The organism is Streptomyces sp. CB02980 (genome assembly GCF_014451325.2).
Lineage (GTDB): Bacteria > Actinomycetota > Actinomycetes > Streptomycetales > Streptomycetaceae > Streptomyces.
Genome location: NZ_JACSCH020000006.1, coordinates 346,688 through 368,388 on the forward strand (window position 1 = coordinate 346,688; position 21,701 = coordinate 368,388).

At 72.2% G+C, this 21,701-nt stretch carries 16 protein-coding genes; 8 read left to right on the forward strand and 8 right to left on the reverse strand.

The features are described 5' to 3' along the window. Positions 1–4 precede the first annotated feature (4 nt). From E0F75_RS15970 to E0F75_RS15985, 4 genes are all read right to left on the reverse strand, one after another. A complete protein-coding gene (locus tag E0F75_RS15970; RefSeq protein WP_187623250.1) occupies positions 5–1,111 on the reverse strand; it encodes a monodechloroaminopyrrolnitrin synthase PrnB family protein in 1,107 nt (368 codons plus the stop codon). A gap of 91 nt (positions 1,112–1,202) precedes the next feature. After that, positions 1,203–2,636: an MFS transporter gene (locus E0F75_RS15975; RefSeq protein WP_187623175.1), complete on the reverse strand. Its 1,434-nt coding sequence runs from the start codon at positions 2,634–2,636 to the stop codon at positions 1,203–1,205. Further along, complete coding sequence (locus E0F75_RS15980; RefSeq protein WP_187623176.1) at positions 2,633–4,063, reverse strand: 4-hydroxyphenylacetate 3-hydroxylase family protein; 1,431 nt, start codon at positions 4,061–4,063, stop codon at positions 2,633–2,635. The genes E0F75_RS15975 and E0F75_RS15980 overlap by 4 nt, the downstream gene beginning before the upstream one ends. 217 nt (positions 4,064–4,280) lie before the next feature. Then, positions 4,281–5,264: an AraC family transcriptional regulator gene (locus E0F75_RS15985; protein ID WP_187623177.1), complete on the reverse strand. Its 984-nt coding sequence runs from the start codon at positions 5,262–5,264 to the stop codon at positions 4,281–4,283. Between the two features lie 118 nt (positions 5,265–5,382). Between E0F75_RS15985 and E0F75_RS15990 the strand changes: the two genes are divergently transcribed. The 6 genes from E0F75_RS15990 (at position 5,383) to E0F75_RS16015 (ending at position 15,998) form a co-directional block, all read left to right on the forward strand. After that, positions 5,383–6,309, forward strand: a complete 927-nt coding sequence (locus E0F75_RS15990) for an SDR family oxidoreductase (protein WP_187623178.1) — start codon at positions 5,383–5,385, stop codon at positions 6,307–6,309. 355 nt (positions 6,310–6,664) lie between these two features. Beyond that, entirely contained in the window at positions 6,665–8,650 is a 1,986-nt protein-coding gene (locus E0F75_RS15995; RefSeq protein ID WP_229312691.1) for an alpha-1,4-glucan--maltose-1-phosphate maltosyltransferase, read from the forward strand. Further along, positions 8,647–10,341, forward strand: a complete 1,695-nt coding sequence (treS, locus tag E0F75_RS16000) for a maltose alpha-D-glucosyltransferase (RefSeq protein ID WP_187623180.1) — start codon at positions 8,647–8,649, stop codon at positions 10,339–10,341. Before E0F75_RS15995 ends, treS begins: the two co-directional genes overlap by 4 nt. A 246-nt stretch (positions 10,342–10,587) precedes the next feature. Next, positions 10,588–11,937 carry a maltokinase gene (locus E0F75_RS16005; protein ID WP_187623181.1) on the forward strand — a complete coding sequence of 450 codons (1,350 nt, stop codon included), beginning with the start codon at positions 10,588–10,590 and terminating at the stop codon, positions 11,935–11,937. A 664-nt stretch (positions 11,938–12,601) separates the two neighbouring features. Further along, positions 12,602–14,884: a 1,4-alpha-glucan branching enzyme gene (gene glgB, locus E0F75_RS16010; RefSeq protein ID WP_187623182.1), complete on the forward strand. Its 2,283-nt coding sequence runs from the start codon at positions 12,602–12,604 to the stop codon at positions 14,882–14,884. 148 nt (positions 14,885–15,032) lie between these two features. After that, positions 15,033–15,998 carry a ScbA/BarX family gamma-butyrolactone biosynthesis protein gene (locus tag E0F75_RS16015; protein WP_187623183.1) on the forward strand — a complete coding sequence of 322 codons (966 nt, stop codon included), beginning with the start codon at positions 15,033–15,035 and terminating at the stop codon, positions 15,996–15,998. Here E0F75_RS16015 and E0F75_RS16020 read toward each other — a convergent pair. The 4 genes from E0F75_RS16020 to E0F75_RS16035 form a co-directional block, all read right to left on the reverse strand. Beyond that, a complete protein-coding gene (locus E0F75_RS16020) occupies positions 15,973–18,237 on the reverse strand; it encodes an ATP-binding domain-containing protein (RefSeq protein ID WP_187623184.1) in 2,265 nt (754 codons plus the stop codon). The two genes, E0F75_RS16015 and E0F75_RS16020, sit on opposite strands and share 26 nt — an antisense overlap. A gap of 201 nt (positions 18,238–18,438) precedes the next feature. Next, positions 18,439–18,777, reverse strand: a complete 339-nt coding sequence (locus tag E0F75_RS16025; protein WP_194480924.1) for a co-chaperone YbbN — start codon at positions 18,775–18,777, stop codon at positions 18,439–18,441. Continuing rightward, on the reverse strand, positions 18,774–19,208 hold the full coding sequence (locus tag E0F75_RS16030) for a MerR family transcriptional regulator (protein ID WP_073913216.1): 435 nt from the start codon (positions 19,206–19,208) through the stop codon (positions 18,774–18,776). The genes E0F75_RS16025 and E0F75_RS16030 overlap by 4 nt, the downstream gene beginning before the upstream one ends. Before the next feature lie 42 nt (positions 19,209–19,250). After that, positions 19,251–19,775 (reverse strand): Lrp/AsnC family transcriptional regulator, encoded by a 525-nt coding sequence (locus E0F75_RS16035; protein ID WP_187623185.1) that lies wholly within the window; start codon positions 19,773–19,775, stop codon positions 19,251–19,253. Positions 19,776–19,852: 77 nt separating this feature from the next. Here E0F75_RS16035 and E0F75_RS16040 point away from each other — a divergent pair, with 77 nt between their 5' ends. After that, positions 19,853–20,776: an NAD-dependent epimerase/dehydratase family protein gene (locus E0F75_RS16040; RefSeq protein ID WP_187623186.1), complete on the forward strand. Its 924-nt coding sequence runs from the start codon at positions 19,853–19,855 to the stop codon at positions 20,774–20,776. A gap of 11 nt (positions 20,777–20,787) precedes the next feature. Continuing rightward, the gene (locus tag E0F75_RS16045; RefSeq protein WP_187623252.1) at positions 20,788–21,657 is read left to right on the forward strand and encodes an aldo/keto reductase; all 870 of its coding nucleotides are present in this window, start codon (positions 20,788–20,790) and stop codon (positions 21,655–21,657) included. Positions 21,658–21,701: the final 44 nt, after the last annotated feature.

Sequence of the window (21,701 nt, forward strand, 5' to 3'; positions counted from 1 at the left end):
GCCGCTACGCGGCCGACGGCCCGACGGGGGCCCCTGCGGGACGGCGCCGCACGGTCGCGCGGCGCACCATGGTCTCGTTCTCCCTGGTCAGATCCAGGATCGAGCGCAGCAGCGCGACCGGGGCCCCGCCGCTGCCCTCCTCGTACAGCCGGGTCTCCTCGCTGTACGCCTTGCGGGCGATGCCGAGGTGCCGGGCGCGGAAGGTCTTCAGGAGGCGCAGCACCCGGCCGAGTGCCTCCGCAGACGCGGTCAGCGAGGGTGGCAGCCGGTCCGCGCCCTCCCAGCTGACGGCGGCCGACAGTTTGCTCACCGCCGAGACCCCGCCCCGGTGCCGGGTGTGGAAGGCGCGCCAGGCCGGCAGCGCGTACGGCACGGACTCCGCGAGGAAGGCCTCGTAGGCGGAGTCGGAGCGGTCGCACTGCCACAGCGTCAGATCGACCAGCCAGAGCGGCACCTGTGCGGCGGCCGGGCCGAGGTAGTCCCGGCCGTCCACCTCGACGTCCTCGAAGTAGGGGCGCAGGGTGGCCGCGAAGTACTCCGGGGACACCTGCTCCACCGTGAGGTCGATGGAGTCGACCATCGCCCGCACATGACGGGCCACCCGGTCGAGGGCGGTGGCGAAGCCCGGGTCGTACGGTTCGAGGCGGGCGACCCGGCCGCAGTCGTCGACCGCGGCGACGAGGCCGGGGAAGACCATCCGTACCGCGTCCTGGAGCCGGGCCTCCGTCGGGTCTCCGGTGTAGGAGCGGCGGCGGGGGCCGGGCGGGTTCCAGGTCGTGTAGTGGTGGACGGTGTCCCTCGGCACCATGTCGGTGCGACGGCCGAGGAGTTCGAGGACGGGCAGCGCCTCGGGCACGGCGGCGAGGGGCTGTACGCCGTGTCGTTTCAGCGAGCCGAGGAGGATGCCGAGGTCCCGCATGGCGGCGAGCGCGTGGCCGACGCTCCACTGGGCGGCCCGTTCGATGTCCGGCACCAGGGCGCGCAGCGCGACGGTGAGCGCGGCGACGTCGGCGTCGGCGTTCATCGCGGGCACGGCGGCGAGCAGGCCGTCGGCGCCGAGCGGGTCGGCGGTGCGGATGTCCTCGGTGCGGTGACGCGGGTCGCCCAACAGCACGGGGGCTCCTCTTTTTCGGGGCTCGGTTCGCCGAAGAGGCACGGCTCACTGGCCGGTGGTCGTGGGCAGTGTTCTGGTGGGGGGCGGGTCAGCGGCGGTCCGGGACTCGATGTCCGGGGGACGCTTCCGGAACCCGTCTCTGCGGGTGGAGGCGTACGGAGAGGAGTGCGGCCGCGGCGGCGAAGGCGGCGCCGGTGAGCAGGGCGGCGCGGTATCCGGAGGTCTCGGCGGCCGCGCGGGCCGCGTCGACGGCCTCCGAACGGCTCGTGGCGACGGCCACCAGGACGGCGAGGCCGAGGACGGAGCCGAACTGCTGGCTGGTGTTGACGAGTCCGGAGGCGAGTCCGGTCTCCTCGGCCGCGGCCTCCGCCGTGGCCGCCACGTTCGTGGTGACCACGACGAGCGGCAGGGCGGCGCCCAGGAGCAGGCTCGGGGCGAGGACGGTGCTCGCGAAGCCGCCGTCGGGGGTGAGGGCCAGGGCCAGCCACAGGGTCCCCGCGCACAGCAGGACGAACCCCAGGGTCATCGTCCGGTGCAGGCCGATGCGGAAGATGAGCCGGCCGGTCTGCGGGGCGACCGCGACGACGACGAGCGACAGCGGCAGCAGGCCGAGGCCGCCGCCGAGGGGCGGGTACCCGAGGACGTTCTGGAGGTAGAGGCTGACCAGGAAGAACATCGGGAACAGGGTCGTCTGGGCGAGCGCGGCCAGGGTGTTGGACAGCCGGAGCGCGGGCCGGGCCAGGACGGACGGCGGGACGAGGGGCGCGGCGGCCCGGGCCTCGACGGCGGTGAAGACGAGCAGCAGCGCGAGGCCCGCTCCCCCGGCGCCGAGGGTACGGGCGGACAGCCACCCGGCGTCGGCCGCGCCGACCAGCGCGTAGGCGACGAGTCCGATCCCGGCGGTCGCGGTGAGCGCCCCGGCGAGGTCGAAGCCGCCGTGCCGGACAGGGCCGGTGCGGCGGTCGAGGACCAGCAGGGCGAGGACGGCGAGGACGGCCGCGAGCAGGACGTTCAGCCAGAACGTGGAGCGCCAGCCGAGCAGGTCGGTGACGACGCCGCCGAGGACCGTGCCGAGGACCCCGCCGAGGCCGCCCATCGCGGCGAAGGCGCCGAGCGCCCTGTGCCGGGCGGGCCCGTCGGGGAAGAGCAGGAGGAGCAGGGCGAAGGCGGCGGCCGCGGCGAGCGCGGCGCCGACGCCCTGGGCGGCGCGGGCCGCGACGAGGGCGTCGGCACCGGGGGCGAGACCACCGGCGGCGGAGGCGACGGCGAGCAGGCCGAGGCCGCCGAGGAAGACCCGCCGGTGGCCGAGGAGGTCGGCGATCCGGCCGCCGAGGAGGAGGAGTCCGCCGAAGGTGATGAGGTAGGCGTTGGCGACCCAGGAGAGGTCCGCGGAGCCGGTGGCGAGGTCCTCGCCGACGGACGGCAGCGCGACGTTGACGATCGCGGTGTCCATGATGAGCAGCAGCTGGGTGGCGGCGAGCAGGGCGAGTGCCCCGCGCCGTGGTGCCGGTGCCGTCGTCACCGGGTCGTCCCGAGGCCGTAGCCGTCGAGACAGGCCTGGGCGAGGTTCTCGCAGTCGTCGGCTGCGCCGGCCCAGGTCTGCATGGTCAGGTAGACGTGCGGGGCGCCGTGGTAGAAGCGCTCGTACTGTTCGTGGCGTCCGGCGAACTCGGAACCGAGGGCGTCCCAGGCGAGCTTGAGGAGTTTGACGCGGTCCTCGGCGGGGTGGCCGGTGGTGCCGAAGTAGCGGCGGACCAGGGGCCCGAGTTCGGGGTGGAGGAGGTCACGGCCGCTGGCGGGCAGCTGGACGAGGGAGCCGCCCGCGAGGAGCCTGATGTCCTGGACGGCCCGCGGGTAGAGCTCGCCGGCCATGATCCGCTGGGCGAAGGAGATGTCCTGCCCGGGGCGGACGCCGCCGCGCCCGCCGTCGACCTCCTCGTACGAGGCCTCGGCGGCGAGCACGAAGGCCTTGGCCTGGGCGACCGTGCCGAGGAGCCGGCCGACGGTCTGGGTGACGGGCGGGAGGCTCTCGGTGCCGTTCGAGCGGGTGATGAGGATCGCGAGTCCGGTGAGGAACTCCAGCTTGGTCCAGAAGCGGGTCGCGGACTGGTGGACGAGGTTGAGGTAGGCGGGGGTCTGCCACCAGACGGCGCCGGTGGTGGCCGGGTCGCGGTGGGTGAGGACCCGTTCCCAGGGCACGAAGACGTCCTCGCAGACCAGCATCGCGTCGTTCTCGTCGTACCGGGAGGACAGCGGGTGGTCGAAGACGGACCGGGAGCGTTCCTCGTACGAGGTGCGGGAGATCAGCTTGAGGCCGGGGGTGTCGAGCCGTACGGCGAAGGTCAGGGCGTGCGCGAGGTCGTCGGCGGCGAGCGGCTCGATGGTGCCGACGAGGATCTCGTCGGCGAAGACGGCGCCCGTGCCGACGGTCTTGGCGCCGCGGACGACGATCCCGCCGTCCCGTTCCGCCACGACCCGCAGGGTGAGGTCCTCGCCGCCGTGCCCCGGGGGCGGGTTGCCGAGGGTGAAGGCGCAGTGCAGATCGCCCTCGGTGAGCCGGCGGTGGAAGGCGAGGGCGTGCTCGGCGCCGTCGAATGTCCCGCCGGTGAAGACGGCGGGCGCGGCGGCGAACCCGGCCGCGCCGGCGGCCATGTAGTCGGGGGTGCGGCCGAGGAAGCCGAAACCGGCCCGGGCCGTGGTGCGGAAGGCGCGGCGGCGGGCGACGAGGTCCTCGTACGAGCGGGGCACGGCGTACGCGCGGCGCACCCCGCCCTGGACGAGGACGGGGTGGTGGACGGGGTCGTCGGCGAGGTCGTAGAGCCCGGCGAAGGAGGCCGCGGTGGACCGGAAGGCGGGGTGGGCGGTGACGTCCTCGACCCGTGCCCCGTCGAGCCAGATCTCGCGCCCGTCGCGCAGCCCCTCCAGATACTCCTGCCCGGACCTCGTCACCGGTGTATCGCCTCTCCTCGGGTGTCACGGCTGTGCCGGTCCCGAGCCTGTCCGGGGCGACCCGTCCGGACAATGAGCGTCCGTCCAGGGGTCCTTAAGAACCGGCCAGGGAATCCCGAAGATGTCAGGTCGGTGGATCCGGGGCGGCGCGGACGCCCGGAGGGCACCGCCCGGACGGCCGGCCGCCGGCCGTTCCGGAGGGCCGGTCCGCCCCCCTTCAGGCGGCCCGGTCGGCTCCCGAGCGGTACTCCCCCGGGGTGACCCCGAACCATTTGCGGAAGGCGAGGTGGAAGCCGACGGCGCTCTGGTAGCCGACGCGGGCGGGCACGGCCGACTGCGGGAGGGAGGTCTCGGTGAGGAGCCGGCCGGCCTCCTGCATGCGGCGGGCGGCGAGGTACCGGGCCGGTGACTCGCCGACCAGGTCGCGGAAGGAGGCGGTGAAGGCGGAGCGGGACATGCCGACCTCCCGGGCGAGGGAGTCGATGGTCCAGGGTTCGGCGAACCGGGTGGCCATCATGACGACGGCCCGGCTGATCCCGGGGTGCCGGAGCAGCGGCAGCGAGGCCGGGTTGCCCGCGAGTTCGCGGAGCAGCGGCCGGAGCGCCAGGACCAGGGCCATCTCGAAGGCGCGCAGGGTGATGAGCCGGTCGCCGGGGCCGACGGGCCGGTCCGGGGCGGCGAGCAGCCGCAGGGTGTCGCGGAGCAGCGGCTCGCGGGCGACCTGGGGTCCGTCGAGGACGAGTGCCCAGGGCAGCGAGGTGTAGAGGCCGGTGGCGGCGCTGGCGTCGTAGTGCAGTCCGGCGCAGAGCAGCCGGCTCTCGGGGCCGCTGCCCTCGATGACGATCTCGCCGGAGGTGCCGGGATGCCGCTCGGGCAGGACGGCCTTGAGCGGGAGGCCCTGGCGGTCGGGCCGGTCGGAGAGGCGGTGCGCGGTGCCGGTCGGGAAGACGACGAGGTCGCCGGCGTGCAGTTCGACCGGGGCCTCGGCCTCGGTGGTGATCCAGCAGTCGCCCTCGACGACGTAGTGGAGGACGGCGCAGCTGCGTTCGGCGTCGCCCTCGATGGCCCAGGGGGCGCGGACGTGCCAGCGGCTGTCGAACACTCCGGTGAGCCGGAGGGGTTTGAGCAGTTCGCTCAGCAGGTCGTCCTGCTCTTCCAGCTCGGGCTGCTGTGCGTGACGGTCGGTTCCCACGATTGCCATGGACGATCCTTCAACTTCCGCCCCGGTTTGTTAATTGAACGGCCGAAGCCGTGGCGGCGAGCCTGGAAAGACGCCGACACCACAGCCGGGAAAGTCTATCGAAGGGCCTCAGACACACATGTCCAGTGAGAATCCGATGCGGGTGGCGGTCGTGGGCGCGACGGGGTTCCAGGGGGGTGCAGTGGCCCGCCTGCTCGCCGAGCGGCACCACCGGGTCCGCACCCTGACACGGCGGCCGTCGGCGGACCGGCCGCCGCTTCCGGGGGCCTCCTTCCTCGCCGGCGATCTGGGCCGGCCGGACGACGTGCGGCAGCTCTTCGAGGGGTCGACGCACGCGTTCATGACGATGCCGCTGGTGTACGAGAGCGAGCGGGTGGAGGCGTACGCGCGGAACGTCGCGGCGGCGGCCCTCGAGGCGGGCACCGAGCGGCTGGTCTTCAACGCCAACACCCGCATCCCGCTGGGTCCGACGGACGTCGCCGCCTTCGAGACGCGGCGGCTGGCGGAGCGGGTGCTGCGGGACAGCGGGGTGCCGCTGGTGGTGATCCGGCCGCCGGTGTACCTGGACAACCTGTTCTCGCCGTGGAACGGGCCGGCCCTGGTCGACGACGGTGTGCTCGCCTATCCGCTGCCTGCGGCCGCGCGGACGGCGTGGCTGTCGCACCGGGGCCTGGCCGAGGCGGCGCTCGCGGCGCTCAGCCGGGAGGACCTGGAGGGCCGGACGTTCGACATCGGCGGCGAACGCTCCCTGACGGGCGGTGAGCTCGCGGCGGCGTTCGGCCGGGGGCTCGGCCGGGCGGTGCGGTACGAGGAGCTGGATCCGGCCGCTTTCGAACGGAGCCTCGCCCAGCTGCTCGGCCCGGAGACGGCGGCCGGGGTGGCCGGGATCTACCACTTCATGGCGAGCGGCGCCGATCCGCTCCTGATGGCGGACGACGACGGCGTGTCGACGGAGGTCCTGGCCCTCGAACCGCCCCCGGTGGAGGAATGGGTGGCCCGCCAGCCCTGGCAGGTCTGGTCTTCCGACACCTCGCCGCAGCACTGACCGCGGCACTGATCCGCAGCACGGCCCGCGGCATGTCCGCCCACGCAGAACAGGCCCCGCCCCACAAGGGCGGGGTCTTTTCTTTGTCCGGGTCATGTGCTTGCCGCATCGGCTACGCCCTAGTAGTTAACAAAGCGCCTGGATTGCCCACCCGAGGACGGTGGGAAGGCTTCACCGGTAATCCTCCGAACCCTTCTCCCCGTGACCCCTGTTCATCCCTGTGGACCCCCCATCCGAGTGAACGCGGACAGGAGCGGCCATGCCCGCAACCCGTCGGCCGTCGACGGAGCTAGAAAGAGCGCACAACCACCACCCGCACCCCCGTAACCCGTCAGGTGATGCTGTGAATCCGCTCATGGGACGCATTCCCGTACTGGACGTACGCCCGCTGGTCGACTGTGGCCGGCACCCCGCGAAAGCGGTGGCCGGAGAGTCCTTCGAGGTGACGGCGACCGTCTTCCGCGAGGGCCACGACGCGGTCGCCGCCAATGTCGTGCTGCACGGCCCGTCGGGCCGCCCCGGCCCCTGGACCCCGATGCGCGAACTGGCCCCGGGAACCGACCGGTGGGGGGCCGAGGTCACCCCGGACGCCGAGGGCCTGTGGACGTACACCGTCGAGGCGTGGAGCGACCCGGTGGCCACCTGGCGCCACACGGCGAAGATCAAGATCCCGGCCGGGATCGACTCCGAACTGGTCCTCGCCGAGGGCGCCGAGTTGCACGAGAGGGCGGCGAAGGGCGTCCCGAAGAAGGGCGGCGCCCGGGAGGCCGTGCTCGCCGCCGCGGACGCGCTGCGCGACGCATCACGGCCGGCCGCGGTCCGGCTCGCGGCGGCCCTGAACCCCCGGGTCGTCGAGTCCCTCGACCGCCATCCGCTGCGCGAACTCCTCACGTCCTCCCCCACGTTGCCCCTTCAGGTGGAGCGTGAGCGCGCCCTGTTCGGCTCCTGGTACGAGCTCTTCCCGCGCTCGGAGGGCGTACGGAAGATCAAGGGCCGTACGGTTCCGGGGAACTTCCGTACCGCCGCCGAGCGGCTCCCGGCGGTGGCGGCGATGGGCTTCGACGTGGTCTACCTGCCCCCGGTGCACCCCATCGGCGAGACCCACCGCAAGGGCCCCAACAACTCCCTCTCCGCGGCGCCCAACGACGTCGGCGTGCCGTGGGCGATCGGTTCGCCGGAGGGCGGCCACGACGCGCTCCACCCGGACCTGGGGACCTTCGAGGACTTCGACGCCTTCGTGGCGCGGGCCCGGGAGCTGCGTCTGGAGATCGCCCTGGACTTCGCGCTCCAGTGCTCTCCGGACCACCCGTGGGTGGAGAAGCACCCGGAGTGGTTCCACCACCGCCCGGACGGCTCGATCGCGTACGCCGAGAACCCGCCGAAGAAGTACCAGGACATCTACCCGATCGCGTTCGACGCCGACATGGACGGGATCGTCGCGGAGACCGTGCGGATCCTCCGGCACTGGATGGACCACGGGGTGCGGATCTTCCGCGTCGACAACCCGCACACCAAGCCGGTGGTGTTCTGGGAGCGGGTGATCGGCGAGATCAACGCCGCCGACCCGGACGTGATCTTCCTGGCGGAGGCCTTCACCCGGCCGGCGATGATGCGGACGCTCGGCGCGATCGGTTTCCAGCAGTCGTACACGTACTTCACCTGGCGGAACACCAAGGAGGAGCTCACGGAGTACCTGACGGAGCTGTCCGGCGAGACGGCGGCGCAGATGCGGCCGAACTTCTTCGTGAACACCCCGGACATCCTGCACGCGTACCTCCAGGAGGGCGGCCGGCCGGCGTTCGAGGCGCGCGCGGTGCTCGCGGCGACGCTGTCCCCCTCGTGGGGCATGTACGCCGGCTACGAGCTGTGCGAGGGCACCCCGATGCGGGACGGCAGCGAGGAGTACCTCGACTCGGAGAAGTACCAACTGCGGCCGCGTGACTGGGAGTCGGAAGAGCGGGCCGGGAGGACCATCACTCCGCTGATCACCGCCCTGAACCGGATCAGGCGCCGTCACCCGGCGCTGCGCCGACTGCGGAATCTCACCTTCCATGACACGGACAACCCGCAGGTGATCGCGTACAGCAAGCGTTCGGGTTCGAACACCGTTCTGGTGGTCGTCAACCTCGACCCGCACCACACCCAGGAGGCGACACTCTCGTTGGACATGCCGGAACTCGGCCTCGACTGGCACGAGACCGTGCCGGTGCGCGACGAGCTCACCGGCGAGACCTATCACTGGGGCAGGACCAGCTACGTGCGCCTAGAGCCGGGTGTCACACCCGCGCACGTCCTCGTCCTGCGACCGTCCCCGCAGACCGGAGGGTCACCCACATCATGACTGTCAACGAGCCCGTCCCCGACACCTTCGAGGACACCCCCGCCAAGGACCGTGATCCCGACTGGTTCAAGCGGGCCGTCTTCTACGAGGTCCTCGTCCGGTCCTTCCAGGACAGCAACGGGGACGGCGTCGGCGACCTGAAGGGCATCACGTCCAAGCTGGACTACCTCCAGTGGCTGGGCGTGGACTGCCTCTGGCTGCCACCCTTCTTCAAGTCCCCGCTGAGGGACGGCGGCTACGACGTCGCCGACTACACGTCGGTGCTGCCGGAGTTCGGCGACCTGGCCGACTTCGTCGAGTTCGTCGACGCGGCCCACCAGCGCGGGATGCGCGTGGTCATCGACTTCGTCATGAACCACACGAGCGACCAGCACGAGTGGTTCCAGGAGTCGCGGCGCGACCCGGAGGGGCCGTACGGCGACTACTACGTCTGGGCCGACGACGACAAGCAGTACGCGGACGCGCGGATCATCTTCGTCGACACCGAGTCCTCGAACTGGACCTTCGACCCGGTCCGCAAGCAGTACTACTGGCACCGGTTCTTCTCGCATCAGCCCGACCTCAACTACGAGAACCCGGCGGTGCAGGAGGAGATCCTGTCCGCGCTGAAGTTCTGGCTGGACCTGGGGATCGACGGCTTCCGGCTCGACGCGGTGCCGTACCTGTACCAGCAGGAGGCCACCAACTGCGAGAACCTCCCCGCGACCCACGCCTTCCTCAAGCGGGTCCGCAAGGAGATCGACGACCACTACCCGGACACGGTGCTGCTCGCCGAGGCCAACCAGTGGCCGGAGGACGTCGTCGACTACTTCGGCGACTTCCGCTCGGGCGGCGACGAGTGCCACATGGCCTTCCACTTCCCGGTCATGCCACGGATCTTCATGGCCGTACGGCGCGAGTCGCGCTACCCGGTCTCGGAAATCCTGGCGAAGACCCCGGAGATCCCCTCCGGCTGCCAGTGGGGCATCTTCCTGCGCAACCACGACGAGCTGACGCTCGAGATGGTCACGGACGAAGAGCGCGACTACATGTACGCCGAATACGCCAAGGACCCGCGGATGCGGGCCAACATCGGCATCCGGCGCCGTCTCGCCCCGCTCCTCGACAACGACCGCAAGCAGATGGAGCTGTTCACCGCGCTGCTCTTCTCGCTGCCCGGCTCGCCGGTGCTCTACTACGGCGACGAGATCGGCATGGGCGACAACATCTGGCTGGGCGACCGGGACGGCGTCCGCACCCCGATGCAGTGGACCCCCGACCGGAACGCCGGCTTCTCCTCCTGCGACCCGGGACGGCTCTACCTGCCGGCCATCATGGACCCGGTCCACGGCTACCAGGTGACCAACGTCGAGGCGGGGATGGCCTCGCCGTCCTCGCTGCTGCACTGGACGAAGCGGATGATCGAGATCCGGAAGCAGAACCGGGCGTTCGGCACGGGGACGTACACCGAACTCCCGGCGTCCAACCCGGCGGTGCTCGCCTTCCTCCGTGAGGACGGCGACGATCTCGTCCTCTGCGTGAACAACTTCTCGCGGTTCGCGCAGCCGACCGAACTCGACCTCCGACGCTTCGACGGCACCCAGCCGGTGGAGCTGATCGGCGGGGTGACGTTCCCGGCCATCGGCCAGCTCCCCTACCTCCTGACCCTTGCGGGACACGGCTTCTACTGGTTCCGTCTCAAGAAGGGCTGACCGACGGTCAGTTCGGATTCGTCCTGGGTGGGACGGTTTCCTCCCGTCCCACTCTGGGCACTGTGACCCACACACGTTCCGCAGCACGATTCAGGTCCATACGGGCCTTCTTGCCGGGCCCATACGGATCTTCCCCTTCCGACACGTCCCGCACATCCGGACAGCCTTAGCCGCCATCCGGGACACTCTGCGCATTTGAACGCATACGACAGCCAACTGCGCGCCCCGGGGAAAGGACGCGATGCCATGCCGGAGACCGCATCCACCACCCGGGCCCCGGACGCCCTCCTTCCGTCCCTCGCCCCCCTGCTCCACGAATGGCTGCCACGGCAGCGCTGGTTCGCGGGCAAGGGCCGCCGGGTCACCGGATTCACGCTGGACGCGGCCACCGAGCTGCTGCCTCTGGACGGCCCGGGCCCCGGCCTCCTCCATCTGCTCGTACGGGTCGAACAGCCGGGCCGCCCGGCCGGTACACCCACCGACTGCTACCAACTGCTCCTGGGCGTACGGACCCAGCTCCCGCCCCGCCTCGCCCCCGCCCTGATCGGGCGGATCCGGCAGGGGCCGCTCGCCGGACGTGCCGTGTACGAAGGGCTGCGCGACCCGCGGCTCGCCGGCCTCCTCTACGAGCGACTGCGCACCCCGGGCCGGACCGGCCCCCTGCACTTCCACGCCACGACGGCGCTCCCGCCCGCCCTGGCCCCCCGCATGCTGGACGCCGAGCAGTCCAACTCGTCCCTGGTATATGGAGATTCGTTCATCCTCAAGATCTTCCGCCGGGTCAGCCCGGGGGCCAACCCGGACCTGGAGCTGCCGCTCGCCCTCGCGGGAGCGGGCTGCGCCCGCGTCCCGGCGCCGGTCGCCTGGTTCGAGAGCGGGGCGGCGACCCTGGGCGTCCTCCAGCCCTACCTGCGGGACTCCCGCGACGGATGGCGGCTCGCGCTCGACGCGCTCGCCGACGGACGGGACTTCACCGCGGAGGCGCGGGCGCTCGGCCGGGCCACGGCCGAGGTCCACCTCGCCCTCGCGGAGGCGCTGCCGACCCGTCGGCTCGGCCGCGCCGAGACCGAGCAGCTGGCGGCCGCGATGGACCGCCGGCTGCACGCGGCGGCGCAGGCGGTACCGGCGCTGCTGCCGTTCGTCCCCGGTCTGCGCGCCGTCTTCGCGGCGGCGAGCGGCACGTCCGGCAGCGGGTTCGTCCAGCGCATCCACGGCGACCTGCACCTCGGACAGACACTGCGGGGGTCCGACGGCGGCTGGGCCGTCATCGACTTCGAGGGCGAGCCGGCGAAACCGCTCGACGAACGGCGCAGCCCGCAGCCCACGGTCCGCGACGTGGCCGGCATGCTCCGCTCCTTCGACTACGCGGCCCGCACGCACCGGCCGTGGAACTCGGACTGGGCGGCGCGGAGCCGGGCGGCCTTCTGCACGGGATACGCGGAGGCCTCGGGCGCGGATCCGCGGACGGACCCGGCGCTGCTGCGCGCCTACGAGACGGACAAGGCGGTGTACGAGGTCGTGTACGAGGCCCGGCACCGGCCGGACTGGCTCCCGGTCCCCATGTCCGCCATCAAACGCCTGTCGGCCCCCCAGTGACCCGGCGACCGACACCGCCCCGGGCGCCCCCGCGCGGCCTGCGCCGGGGCCCGCGGGCGGGGGGCCTGCGCCTCACGCGGGCGCCACCTCACACGGTCGTCGCCCCCCACCTTCCGTGGGGGCCCGCGCCTCACTGCTCTTCACCCACCGCACCCTCACCCCCCGTGCGGCCTCACCCCCGGTGCCGGCACGCACGCCGCACCCGCGCCACCCCCGCCGTGTGGGCAATCGTCCCGCAGGGCGGGACGGGTGGGCACACGGGACGGCGCCCTCTGGCGGCGCCTCCGCCCCTTGCGCCTGGACCCGCACCACCAAGTGCGGTGCACAAGGGTGCGGGTCAGGGCGCAGGGAGCCTGGGCCCGGCAAGGGGCGCCGTCCGTCGTGCCCACCCGTTCCGCCCCTGGGGGTCCCCCCGGACGGAGTCTGGGGGAGGAACGAATGCCCACAACGAGGGGCGGCGGGTGGGGCGCGACCCCGGTGGGCGGGTGTCGCCTCTGCGGACGAACGTCCGCAACGCGGCGGCGCCCGCAGCAGGCACGTACCCCGCCCACCACCGGCGCGGCGGCACCCGCAGCAGCCACCTACCGCCCGTTCGGCCGAGTGTCCCGTCCCCGTACCGCACCGTTGCGCAGTCATACCCCCCGTACCCCCAGGAGGCATCCCGGTGACCGCCCGCCCCGCAGGCAAGTCGGCCCGCAGCACCACGGCAGCCAAGAAAGGCAGGACTGCCGCCAAGCCGCCCGCCCCCCGCCAGGCCCCACCGCTCGACCCGGTCGACCGGGCGCGCCTGCTCGCCGGGGAGCATCACGACCCGCACGGCGTGCTCGGCGCGCATCCGGTGCGCGGCGGCGTGGTGGTCCGGGTGCTGCGCCCGTGGGCGAAGGAGGTCACCGTCCTGGCGAAGGACAGGCGGATCCCGCTCCGGAGCGAGGGGGACGGGGTCTTCTCCGGGTTCCTGCCCCTGCTCCGCAAGGTCCCCCCGTACGAGCTGCGCGTCCGGTACGACGACGGCCCCGACGAGCTCGCCGTCCACGACCCGTACCGCTTCCTGCCCTCCCTCGGCGACCTCGACCTGCATCTGATCGGCGAGGGCCGGCACGAGGAGCTGTGGACGGCCCTCGGCTCCCACACTATGACCCACGACGGAGTCGCCGGCACCCGCTTCGCGGTCTGGGCGCCGAACGCCCGCGGCGTCCGCGTCACCGGTGACTTCACGCACTGGGACGGCACGGGGCTGCCGATGCGCTCGCTGGGTTCGACGGGCGTGTGGGAGCTGTTCGTGCCGGGGATCGGCGAGGGCGCGCTCTACAAGTACGACATCACGCGGCCCGACGGTACGCACACCGTCCGCGCGGACCCGATGGCCCGCCGTACCGAGTGCCCGCCGAACACCGCGTCGATCGTCACCTCCTCGCACTACACCTGGGACGACGCCGAGTGGATGGCGCGGCGCGGGACGCGCCCGCCCCACGAGGCGCCGATCTCCGTCTACGAGGTCCACCTCCCCTCCTGGCGGCCCGGGTTGACCTACCGCCAGCTGGCCGAGCAGCTGCCCTCGTACGTCCGCGACCTCGGCTTCACGCACGTGGAGCTGATGCCGGTCACCGAACACCCCTTCGGCGGCTCGTGGGGCTACCAGGTCACGGGCTTCTACGCGCCGACGGCCCGCATGGGCACCCCCGACGACTTCAGGTTCCTGGTGGACGCGCTGCACCGGGAGGGCATCGGGGTCCTGATGGACTGGGTGCCGGCGCACTTCCCGAAGGACGACTGGGCGCTGGCCGAGTTCGACGGGCGGCCGCTGTACGAGCACGAGGACCCGCGCCGCTCGCACCATCCCGACTGGGGGACCCTGGAGTTCGACTACGGCCGCAAGGAGGTGCGGAACTTCCTGGTGGCGAACGCCGTGTACTGGTGCCAGGAGTTCCACATCGACGGTCTGCGGGTGGACGCGGTGGCGTCGATGCTCTACCTGGACTACTCGCGGGAGCACGGCGAGTGGCTGCCGAACGAGCACGGCGGCCGGGAGAACCTGGACGCGGTGGCCTTCCTCCAGGAGATGAACGCGACGGTGTACCGGCGCTGCCCGGGGATCGTGACCTTCGCGGAGGAGTCCACGGCCTGGGACGGCGTGACGCGGGCGACGGACCAGGTGGGGCCGGGCGGCTTCGGCGGTCTGGGCTTCGGCATGAAGTGGAACATGGGCTGGATGCACGACTCGCTGGAGTACGTGCAGAAGGAGCCGGTGCACCGCAAGTACCACCACCACGAGATGACGTTCTCGATGGTGTACGCGTACAGCGAGAACTACATCCTGCCGATCTCCCACGACGAGGTGGTGCACGGCAAGCGGTCGCTGGTGTCGAAGATGCCGGGCGACTGGTGGCAGCAGCGCGCCAACCACCGCGCCTATCTGGGCTTCATGTGGGCGCACCCGGGCAAGCAACTGCTGTACATGGGGCAGGAGTTCGCACAGGGAGGCGAGTGGTCGGCGGACCACGGGCCCGACTGGTGGCTGCTCGACCCGGCGTACGGCGCGGAGCCCGACCACCGGGGTGTGCGGGATCTCGTCCGGGACCTGAACACGGTGTACCAGGCGACGCCTTCGCTCTGGGAGCGGGACACCGTGCCGGAGGGCTTCCAGTGGGTGGCCGGGGACGCGGCCGAGGACAACGTCTTCGCGTTCCTGCGCTTCGACGCGTTCGGCTCGCCGCTGCTCGCGGTCTCGAACTTCTCGCCGGTCGTCCGGCACGACTACCGGCTCGGCGTGCCGGACGCGGTGGTGGCCTGGTCGGAGGTCCTGAACACGGACGCCGGCCGGTACGGCGGCGGGGACGTGGTGGGGCGGGATCCGGTGAAGACGGAGTCGGTTCCGCACCACGGGCGTTCGGCCAGCATCCGGACGACGCTGCCGCCGCTCGCGACGGTCTGGCTGCGCCCGGCCTGAGCGGCACCGGGGTCGGTGGGGCGGGAAAGGTCACTACCTGTCCGGTAATTGATGGTCGTTCAGTTGATGGTTCACTCGTTCGGGCATCGCACCCGTTGTTCGGATATCTTCGCTCTCCAGATCAGGCCGACAGGTCAGAGGGCGGGGAATGATGCAGGACACCGTCGCGCGGAGTCTGTCGCCGCAGCTCTGCCATCGGGTGCGCGGCGAGGACACCTTCCCCGTCGAGTGGCGACCGCTCGACGGGAGGGACCGCTTCGCGGTCCGGGCCGCCTGGCCCACCGACCACCCGTTCTTCACCCCGGTCCGCCGGGGTGCGGAGCGGTGCCACGACCCGCTCCTGGTCGTGGAGACACTGCGGCAGGCCACGATGGCCCTCCTGCACTCGGTCCACGGACTTCCGCTGACCCGGCACATCCTGCTGAGCGAGATCTCCCTGACCTGTGACCCGGCGGGCCTCGCCGTCGCCGGCGACGAGCCGGTCATCGAGATCCGGTTCGTCGAACTCGCGCTGCGCGGAGATCAGTTGACCGAGATCCGGGTGGAGTGGACCGTACGGCGTGACGCGCGCGTGGTGGCCACGGGCGGCGCCCACGCCCGGTTCGCCGGTGGCGCCGCCTACCGCAGGCTGCGCGGCGGACACGTCGAGGCCGGGGTCGTCCACCCCGGACCGTGGACCCGCCGGGCCCCGGCGCCGCTCGCCGGGCGGGCGAGACCCGAGGACGTCCTCCTCTCCCCCACCGGCCGGGAGGGGGTGTGGGAACTGGTCGTCGACACCGGTCACCCCACCCTCTTCCAGCGGCCCAACGATCACATACCGGGAATGCTCTTCCTGGAGGCCGCCCGGCAGGCCGTCTCCGCCGCCGTGTGGCCCCGCCCCTTCCTGCCGGCCGCGCTGCGGATCGGCTTCGACCGGTACGCCGAGTTCCACGGCGGCCCCTGCCTGCTCCGTGCGGAGCCCATGAGCCGGGCAGGGACAGAGGGGCCCCCGAGGACGACAGGAACGGCAAGGACGGCAGGGACGGCAGGGACGCCCGACGTACCCGGGACGTTCGAGGTCACCGGGTATCAGGACGGCGCGCGGCTCTTCACCTGCGAGTTGCGGACCGGATGATCCCGAGCCGCTGGGTCGCCCGGGTCAGCGCCACGTACAGGTCGTTCGTCCCGTGCACGGCCCCGGCCACGATGCCCTCCGGGTCGACGACCAGCACCGTGTCGAACTCCAGGCCCTTCGCCTGCCGGGGGTCGAGCAGCACGAGCGGCCGGGTGAGGTCGGGAGCCGGGCCGTACGCGGCCTCCGGCAGCGCGGCGATCAGGCCGGGGTGCAGCTCCGGCGGGGCGATCACGGCGATCCTGCCCTCCTCGCGCAGCTCGGTCGCCACCGCGTCGGCGGCCTCCTTCACCGGGTGGTCCACCGTCCGGTCCCAGGGTTCCACCCCGGTGGACCGTACCGAGCTCGGCGGCTCGAACCCGGGGTCGTCGGCCCGTCGCACCTCGGTCGCGACGGCCATGATCTCGGCGGGCGTGCGGTAGTTGACGCCGAGGCGCACCAGCTCCCAGCGGTCCTCCACGTACGGGGCGAGGATCCGCTCCCAGGCGCCGACGCCGGCCGGGTCGCCGGTCTGGGCGGGGTCTCCGACCAGGGTCATCGAGCGGTTGGGGCTGCGGCGCATGAGGAGCCGCCAGGCCATCGCGGAGAGCTCCTGCGCCTCGTCGACGATGATGTGCCCGAAGGCCCAGGTGCGGTCGGCGGCGGCGCGCTCGGCGGCCGTGCGGTGGTCGGCCTCCTCGTGTCGCTCGGCGAAGCGCTCGGCGTCGATGATGTCGTGGGCCGAGAGGACCTCGGAGGCGTCCTTGTCGTGCTCCTCCTTGTCCTCGAACTCGTAGGTGCGGGAGGCGTAGGAGACGTCGAGGACGCCCTGCGCGTACTGGATCTGCTTCTGCCGTTCGGCCTCCTCGGCGGCGCGGACCGCGGAGTCGTCCTCGCCGAGGAGTTCGGCGGCCTCGTCGAGCAGCGGCACGTCGGCGGGGGTCCAGACACCGCCCCCACGACCGTCGCCCCCGTCACGGCGGATCGCCTCGATGTCGTCCGCGTCGGCGAGGTGGGTGGGTTCGGCCAGGTAGTCGGCGAGGAAGTCCTGCGGGGTGAGCGCGGGCCAGAGGGTGTCGATCGCCGCGTACACCTCGGGGTTCCCCGCGATGCCCTTGGCGAGCAGGGCGATGTCGTCGGGGCCGAGGAAGTTGGGGCCGCCGTAGGGGTCGGCGCCGATCCGGTCGGCGAGCTGTTCGGCGAGCGCGTCGAGGATCCGGAAGACGAAGTAGGGGCGGGCCAGATTGTGCGGGAGGACCGTCTCGCGGGCCTTGTGACGGGCCTCCAGGGCCATGTCCCAGTCGATGACCAGGTCGCCGTCCTCGTGCGGGACGATCAGCGGCTCGCCGCGCTCGGGGACCTGCTGGCGGTCCCGTACGGCCGCGGCGAGGGCACCGGCCATGGCGGCGGAGCCCTTGACGGCGGCGGCGCGCGGGGTGTCGGTGCCGGTGGCGCGGACGCCGGGGAACAGCTCGGCGGGGGTGGCCAGGAGGACACCGGTCTCGCCGAGCGAGGGCAGGACGTTGCCGATGTAGCCGAGGAAGGCCGGGTTGGGGCCGACGATGAGGACGGCCCGCTTGGCGAGCTGCTCGCGGTGCGCGTAGAGGAGGTAGGCGGCGCGGTGCAGGGCGACCGCCGTCTTGCCGGTGCCGGGGCCGCCCTCGACGACCAGGACCCCGCGGTGCGGGGAGCGGATGATGCCGTCCTGCTCGGCCTGGATGGTCTGCACGATGTCGTGCATCCGGCCGGTGCGGGCGGCGTCGAGGGCTGCGAGCAGCACCTCGTCGGCGTCGCGGCTCTCGTGCCCGGAGCGGGTGGCGTCACCGAGGTCGAGCACCTCGTCGTGGAGTGCCGTGACCGTCCGGCCGAGGGTGCTGATGTGCCGGCGGCGGGAGAGCCCCATCGGCTCGTACCCGGTGGCGAGGTAGAAGGGCCGGGCGACCTCGGCGCGCCAGTCCACGACCAGCGGGGTGCGGTTCGGGTCGTCCTCGCGGATGCCGAGCCGGCCGATGTGGTGGTCGCGCCCGTCCTTGAAGACGAGCCGGCCGAAACAGAGCCCGCTCTCCCCCGCGTTGAGCGCGGCGAGCAGCCCGGACTGCTCGGCGACCATGACGTCGCGTTCGAGCCGGCCCTGGTTGCCGCCGCCCCCCGGGGTACGCAGGGCCCGCTCGACGGCGGCCTCGGCCTGGTCCCTCAGATCGTCGAGTCGTGTGTAGAGATCGGTGATGAATTGCTGCTCGTTCCGAAATTCCTCGGTTGACAATTCGACTCCCGGCGCGATACAGTGCGTTTATTGAACTTCTCTGCGCCCGTGGTGTTTCCGGGCGCAGAATCCATTAATATACGCGATGAAATACCCCGACTGTCAATTGTAGTCGGGGTATTTCTGTATGCCCTGCCGAAGTGTCGGGGGCCCTCCCAGGGCCGGACGCCGCGGCCCCGGCCATGATCCGCCGGACAGGCCCTAGGCGAGGACGTCCTCCAGATCCTGCAGGAGGCGGCGCTTCGGGCGGGCGCCGACGATCGACTTCACGGGCTCGCCCGCCCGGAAGACCATGAGGGTCGGGGTCGCGAGGACCCCGAACCTCACCGTGGTCTCCGGGTTCCGGTCGACGTCGATCTCCACGATCCGGAGCCGCTCGGCCTCCTCCGCGGCGATGGCCGCGAGCACCGGCGTCAGCTGCCGGCACGGCCCGCACCACTCCGCGGTGAACTTCACCAGGACCGGCAGCTCGGCCGCCAGCACCTCCGTACCGAAGTCCGCGTCGGTGACCTCGGCCACGCCCTCCGCGTACGTCCTCATCCTTGCCTTCCCTCCGTCGTCGCAGCTTCCGTGTCCCACTCCGCACCGAGCTCGCACCGGGGTTCCGGGCCGTGCGGCAGCTCCGCCTCCGCCCGCAGCAGCTGCGCCCCCACCTCGGCGCGTACCGCCTGGAGCTGTGCGATCAGCCCGTCCAGCTCGGCGACCTTCCGCCGGTAGACGGCGATCGACGCGGGGCAGGAGTCCCCCGCCGGATGCCCGGCGCGCAGGCAGTCGACGAACGGCCGCGTCTCCTCGAGCTCGAACCCGAAGTCCTGGAGGGTCCTGATCTGCTGGAGGAGGCGCAGGTCGTCCTCGTCGTACGTGCGGTAGCCGTTCTCCGTGCGCCGGGCGGCCAGCAGACCACGGGACTCGTAGTAGCGCAGAGTCCGTGTGGTCGTTCCGGCCCGCTCGGCGAGCTCTCCGATGCGCATGTCCACGACCGTAAGCCTTGACGCCCGCGTCAAGGCAAGGAGTCAGGAGCGGGCGGGCGGCAGCAGCGGTCTCCGTTCCACCGGGGACGAGAGCACGATCGACGTCGTGGTCCGGCCGAGCGCCGACGTCTGTTCCAGGACGTCTTCGAGGTGGATGGTGTCGGTGACGGCGACCTTGAGGATCCAGCAGTCCTCGCCGACCACGTGGTGGACCTCCAGGATCTCGGGGCGCGCGATCAGTTCCAGGGTCCGCGGGTGCTTCAGGTTGTAGCCGCCGTGCGGGTTCACCCGGATGAAGGCCTGGATGCCGTAGCCGAGGCGGGCCGGGGAGACATGGGCGCCGTAGCCGGTGATCGCGCCGCTCGCCTCCAGGCGGCGGACCCGCTCGGTGACGGCCGCGGGGCTGAGCCGGACGCGGCGGCCGAGCTCGCTGAGCTTGATGCGCCCGTCGCTCTGGAGGAGGTCGACGATCTGCCGGTCGACGGCGTCGAAAACGGCCGCCGATGTTTCTTCGGTGGCCGGCCGCGAATGCCGTGGTTCCTTCGGTGTGACTGCCTGGACTCCCATGTCTCCCCCTTCAGACGGCGAACGATCAACGTAACACTTGTCCAGTGAGACAAGGGAGTTGGGACGGTGGGACGGAAATGAAGAACGTTCTGGTGATCGGCGGGAACCGGTATTTCGGAAAGCGGCTCATCGCGCTGCTCAAGGAATCCGGGCATCGGGTCGCGATCCTCAATCGGGGTTCCTCGGACGCGCCCGGGGGAATCGAGCATCTCGTCGCCGACCGCGACGACGAGGCCGCTCTGGAATCCGTTCTCGCGGGCCGTTCCTTCGACGTCGTCGTGGACCAGGTCTGCTACACCCCGCGCCAGGCGGAGATCGCCCGCCGCGTCTTCGCGGCGCGCACCCGGCGCTATGTGATGACGTCGACGGTGGAGGTGTACGAGTACGAGGACTCGGCCGCACCCGTCGCCGAGGACGCCCTCGACCTGGGCACGGTCGCCGTCGACACCGGCGCGGCCTGGGAGGACCCGGAGTTCCGCGAGGCGCACTACGGGGAGGGGAAGCGGCAGGCCGAGGCGGTCTTCGCGGGCGCGGCCGCCGAGGGTGCCGGTTCGCCGTTCGCGTGGGCGTCGGTGCGGGTGGCCCATGTGCTGGGCGGCGCCGACGACTTCACCGGCCGGCTCGACCACTATGCGCGGCGCATCCGGTCGGGCGAGCCGATCGCCGTACCGGCCGTGAACCGTCCGGCGACCTATGTGTACGTCGAGGAGATCGCCGCCTTTCTCGCCTGGGCGGCGGTCGGAGCGGACTTCACCGGCCCGGTGAACGCCCATTCCCACGGGCCGCTGACCACGGCCGAGATCTGCGCCGAGATCGAGAGGCGGGTCGGCGGCCGGACCGTCTTCCGGGAGGTGGAGGTCGGCGAGATCTCGCCTTTCTCCTTCACCCGCTCGTACGGAATGGACAACTCGCGCGCGGTCGCCCTCGGCTATTCCTTCTCCCATTCCTCCACCTGGCTCGCGGACGCCGTGGCCGAGACGATCGGCGAGGTGACGGGGTGACGCGCTACCGGATGCTGGGGGACGTACGGGTCAGGGCCGTCGGCCTCGGCACCATGCCGCTCTCCGTCGAGGGCCGGCCGGACGAGGCGCGGGCCGTGGCCACCGTGCACGCCGCCCTCGACGCGGGCGTGACCCTGCTCGACACCGCCGACTCCTACCACCCGCCGACCGGCACGCCCGGCGAGGGCGAACTGCTCGTGGCGCGGGCCCTCGCCTCGTACGGGGGCGGCGTGGACGACGTGCTCGTGGCGACGAAGGGCGGGCGGGGTCGGACGGCGGACGGCGGCTGGACCGTCGACGGCCGGCCCGAGCACCTGCGGCGGGCGGCGGAGGCGTCGGCGCGCCGGCTCGGCTCCACGCCGATCGGCCTCTACCAGCTGCACAAACCGGACCCGGCCGTCCCGTACGCCGAATCTTTGGGCGCGATACGGGAGTTGCTGGACGCGGGGACGGTCCGGCTGGCCGGGATCTCCAACGTCGACGTCGAGCAGATCCTGCTCGCCCGCGAGATCCTGGGCGACCGGCTGGTCTCGGTGCAGAACCGCTACTCACCGGCGGTCCGCACGAGTGAGGCGGAGCTGCGGCTCTGCGCGGAGCTGCGCCTGGCCTTCCTGCCGTGGAGCCCCCTGGGCGGCATCTCACGCAGCTCCCTGGACGGCACCTCCGCGCAGGAGGAGGACCCGGAGTTCGGGGCCTTCCACCGGGTGGCGCGGGCGCGGGGGGTCAGCCCGCAGCGGGTGGCCCTGGCGTGGATGCTCGCCCGCTCGGAGTCGGTCCTGCCGATCCCGGGGGCGAGTCGGCCGGAGTCGGCACGGGACTCGGCGGCGGCTACCGAACTCCTCCTGTCACCCGAGGAGTTGTCCCTACTCGCCGTTCAGTAACCGAAGGCACCGATCCCATTGACGGGGCCGCCGCCTCCCACTAC